The 4154-nt window shown below is 40.4% G+C and carries 5 protein-coding genes, 1 tRNA gene and 1 pseudogene; 1 reads left to right on the forward strand and 6 read right to left on the reverse strand.

The genetic code is table 11. The annotated features are described in order from the left end of the window. Both Q0296_RS09160 and Q0296_RS09165 read right to left on the reverse strand, forming a co-directional pair. Positions 1-296: pseudogene (locus tag Q0296_RS09160) on the reverse strand (adenylosuccinate lyase); the annotation flags it as partial. 50 nt (positions 297-346) lie between these two features. Then, positions 347-532: a hypothetical protein gene (locus Q0296_RS09165; RefSeq protein WP_298039687.1), complete on the reverse strand. Its 186-nt coding sequence runs from the start codon at positions 530-532 to the stop codon at positions 347-349. A gap of 109 nt (positions 533-641) precedes the next feature. On the opposite strand from Q0296_RS09165, the gene Q0296_RS09170 reads away from it, so the two are divergent. Beyond that, a tRNA-Arg gene (locus Q0296_RS09170) sits at positions 642-718 on the forward strand. A 40-nt stretch (positions 719-758) separates the two neighbouring features. Here Q0296_RS09170 and truA read toward each other — a convergent pair. The 4 genes from truA to uppS are packed head-to-tail and all read right to left on the reverse strand — an operon-like array spanning position 759 to position 3978. Then, positions 759-1490, reverse strand: coding sequence for a tRNA pseudouridine(38-40) synthase TruA (truA, locus tag Q0296_RS09175; protein ID WP_298039690.1), 732 nt, complete (start codon positions 1488-1490; stop codon positions 759-761). Further along, positions 1490-2518, reverse strand: a complete 1029-nt coding sequence (locus Q0296_RS09180) for an LptF/LptG family permease (RefSeq protein ID WP_298039693.1) — start codon at positions 2516-2518, stop codon at positions 1490-1492. Before Q0296_RS09180 ends, truA begins: the two co-directional genes overlap by 1 nt. Then, positions 2511-3299: an A24 family peptidase gene (locus tag Q0296_RS09185; RefSeq protein WP_298039698.1), complete on the reverse strand. Its 789-nt coding sequence runs from the start codon at positions 3297-3299 to the stop codon at positions 2511-2513. The genes Q0296_RS09180 and Q0296_RS09185 overlap by 8 nt, the downstream gene beginning before the upstream one ends. 7 nt (positions 3300-3306) lie before the next feature. Next, positions 3307-3978, reverse strand: coding sequence for a polyprenyl diphosphate synthase (gene uppS / locus Q0296_RS09190; RefSeq protein WP_298039695.1), 672 nt, complete (start codon positions 3976-3978; stop codon positions 3307-3309). Between the last annotated feature and the right edge of the window lie 176 nt (positions 3979-4154).

The following is a 4154-nucleotide window of genomic DNA, read 5'->3' on the forward strand; positions in this document are numbered from 1 at the left end:
ATGTCGATATTGTAGATGTTTGTTAGGGCGTTTCTTTGCACTAAAGATAGTTTTATGGTTTTGTATTTTGCAAAGGTCACGTCAAGCTCGTTGCCCTGTTTTTCGTAGAGTTTTTTTATAAATTTTAAGAAGCATTTTCGCTGTGGGATCTCGCTCTCTTCGTAAAAAGAGATGATCTTGTCTTTGTTTGCTAGGGTTTTTGTAAAATTTTTACTTATCAGTGCGCGAAGCTCACAAAAAAGAGCGTCGCTATCGGTTAAAATGCTTAAAGATTCTAAAGTTTGGGTTATATTCATGGGTTTCTCCATTCAAAATATCCTCATTTAAAGCAACTAGCGTTCCAAAGTTAAATTTTCCTGATCTTGCTATCTTTTGTATATGCCAAAAACTCATCTCTTAGCTTTTGTTCTTTGTGCAAGATCGCCTCTTCTTTTGTGTGAGAAACGGCCTCTTTTTGGGGCTTTTTAGCCACGCCTTGCTCTTTTGCAAGCTCTTTTTTGATCTCTTTTAGACTATCGAAAAAATCGTTCATTTTTGCTCCTTTTGCACAAAGGATTTTACTAAAAAGGTTATAAATTTAAAATGAATACAATCTTTTTTTAAGGAAAGTTTGGTTAATATCACAACTTAATTTTTCATGTGCGCTCGTAGCTCAGCTGGATAGAGCATTTGATTGCGGTTCAAAAGGTCAGAGATTCGAATTCTCTCGGGCGCACCATCCTTTTCCCCCAAATTTTATTTTCAGACGACTTTTTAGATTAGTTAAATTTATAAAAAACTCTATTTAGATATAGCCCTTCAGCTGGTGCTGGTATGCGTGTTAGGGCAGGGCGACCATTTAGCGAAGCCTTGATGAGCTTGTCGCCGTCTTTTTGCTTTAGCGCTTTTAGTAAATTTGCAACCATGAGCCGCACCTGTCCGCGTAAAAAACCATTTGCCTTAAAAACTATGATAGTTTGCTCTTTGTATGTGTAGCAAAATGCTTGATAAATTTCGCGCACTGGGCTTTTTGTGTCGCTTCCAGTTTTCATATATGCGCTAAAATCATGCTCGCCGATAAATTTTCGCAAAATTTCATTTGCTCTTTTGGTATCAAATTTAGGCAAAAACACCTTGTAGTTTGAGCTAAAAACATCAAATTTGCCGTGATCTATCACATATCTATAAGACCTTGCGACCGCATCAAATCTTGCTTGAAAGCTCTCACTCACCAAATTTATGCGTTTTATATGAATGCTTGGGTGTGCGTGGCGATTTATAAGATCTTGCAAGCGCCTTAAATCTTTAAAGTGATCGCCGCAAACGATGCTTGAGCTTTGGTTGTTTGCGTGCACGCTTTTATCGGTGCGCGAGCTGGATACTACTCTTTCAAAAATGCCAACGTGAGCTAAGGCGCGCGCAAGCTCATCCTCTACGCCATTTTCATGTGGCTGGGTCTGTGAGCCTTGAAATTTCGAGCCATCGTAGCTGTAGATTATCTGAATTTTCATCAGTATCTTCGTGTGATCTTGGCTTTATAAAGCAAGACGCCGGCTAGTAAAAATACGAAAAATATGAGCGGTATCGCTAGTGCTGGCTTTGATGAAAAGAGCATTATGAGCGTAAAATATCCAAACAAAACGCCAAAAGTGCCAACATAGACCATGCCCTTTTCGTATCTGTATGTGACGATGCCAAGGCTGATAGCAAAGAGCGTGCTTGCAAGCGGGAAGAGGGCCACTAGGACGTAAGTGCTAAGGTCTTTTCTACGTTTATCGCTGCTAGTTGCCTCCATCCAGTACTCTTTGATGCTGCCAACGTCGCTTATTTCCTCGCTTTGGGCGGTTCTTATCTTCATTGATTTGAAGTTGCTTTGATGATAAATTTCATCTCTGATGTCATACATTTTGCCCTCGTTTAAAGAGAGTTCTACGCTTTGGCCCACGTTTATGATCTTTGCGTTTTTGGCGGTTATTAGGCGCTGTGAGTCTTTGACAAAAGGGTTAAACATCACGATATCTTTGTAGATTGTGCCATTTTTGTCTTCGCTTTCGCTGCCCACATAGACCATCCAGTCGGAGAATTTTTGTCCAAACTGAGTTGGCTTTAAATTTAGCTTAGCAACCGTCTTTTTATAGTCGATGAAATTTGCATTTAGCTGAGCGGCTATTGGTATCATAACGATGGCAACTACCAGCAAGGCAGCGCTTAAAAGAGCTGAAAATGCTAAGAAAAATCTTGCAATTTTGTTTGGCGAGCCACCAAGTGTAAAGATGACGATGCTTTCATTCTCTTTTGATAGCCTAAAAAGTGTCATCGCAAGTGAGACGAAAAACGCGATAGGCACGACAAAGAGTAGCACGCGCGGGAGCATAAATGAGTAGAGTTTAAAGAGCTCGCCAAAGCTGATCTCGATGTATGAGGTGATACGCGCGATCTGGATGAAAAAGACGATCGACATGATCAAAAAAAGCGTACTAAATAGCGATGCGAACGTGCCTAGGAAGTTAAACAAAAGATATTTATTTACTCTACTCATAAATGAACCTTAAAATTTCTAAAATTTGCCCGTCAAAAGCGTAGGTGACAAGCAGTCCTAGGCTTAAAAATGGCACAAAGGCTAGCTCGTAGCCCTTTTTGCGAACGAGCGCATAGACCGGGAGCGTAAGAAGTGCCGCCAGATAGATCGCCACAAGGGCTAGCTTGGCTGGTAAAATGGCCCCGATGATCGCTGCGATAAATATGTCAGCACTGCCCATGGCTTCGCGTTTCATCGCATAGCTCACGACAAATCTTAGCGCCCAAAATATAAATCCAAAAAGGAGTAAATTTAAAATTTGAGCAAAATTTCCTTTAAAGATAAAAAGCAACAAGGCGTAGCCAAATGCAAAAAATAGCGCTGCAAAAAGGAGCGGATCTGGCACGGCTTTATATCTTATATCTATGACGCTAAGGGCTAGTAGCATGATAAAGCAAAGCCCTAAAAATAGCGCATAAAGCAAGGTTTCTACGCTTAAAATTTCGCCACACTCTTTAAAAAAACAGATCAGAAAAAGCAATCCAGAGGCTAGCTCAACTAGCGGATAGACAAGGCTTATCTTTTGCTTGCAAAAGGCGCATTTTCCGCCTAAAAATAGCCATGAAAAAAGTGGGATATTGTGATAAAAATTTAGCTTGTGAGAGCACTTTGGGCAGTGTGAGGCCGGGAAATTTATACTTTCACTTCGTGGCAAGCGGTATATCAGCACATTTGAAAATGACCCCACACAGATGCCAAAAACAAAAGCAAAAACGGCAAAAAAGATGACTAAAATATCCATTATCTCACTAAACTCCGCCAAATCTTCGCTCTATGTCTTTAAATTTAGCCACGATCCCACCAAGCTCGTCCTTGCCAAAGTCTGGCCAAAGTGTCGGCGTGAAAAAGAGCTCCGCATAGCTTGCCTGCCAGAGCATGAAATTTGAAAGCCTGCTCTCGCCCCCAGTCCTAATGAGAAGATCTACCGGCTCACTCTCATCAAGTGCCGCATTTAGGCTCGCTTCATTTATATCAGCACCCTCTAAATTTAGCTTTTTTATGGCTCTTATTATCTCATCTTTTGAGCCGTAGTTTATCGCTAAATTTAAAAGTAAATTTGTATTTTCCCTTGTTGCGTCTTTGGTGATCTCTATCTCATTTTTTAGCTCATCACTAAATGGCGAGATATCGCCGATCGTGTTAAATTTGATCCCATTTTTTATAAAATCATCACGCTTTAAAAGAAGAAATTTTTTAAGCAAGCTCATTAAAAAATCAACCTCTTTTTGCGGTCTTTTCCAGTTTTCGGTGCTAAATGCGTAAAGGCTTAAAATTTTCACCCCATTGTCGATGCAAAATTCGCACATATCGCTCACTACATTTGCTCCGGCCTCGTGTCCATTTGTCCGCAAAAATCCACGCTTTTTCGCCCAGCGTCCGTTGCCGTCCATGATGATAGCGAGGTGGTTAAGTTTGTTCAATATCTAGCCTTTAAAGTCAATTATCTGCTCTTTTTTACTCCAAAGAGCGCTTACGTTTTGCACCAAAACTGTGGTGTCAAATTCGCTTTTTAGCAAGCTTGCGACGTTGCTAAATGGAGTTGCGACCTCATATAAATTTTCATCTTTAAATTTAAAAATAAGCGGTGCAAAATTTG

The sequence above is a fragment of the uncultured Campylobacter sp. genome (genome assembly GCF_937890585.1).
GTDB lineage: Bacteria > Campylobacterota > Campylobacteria > Campylobacterales > Campylobacteraceae > Campylobacter_A.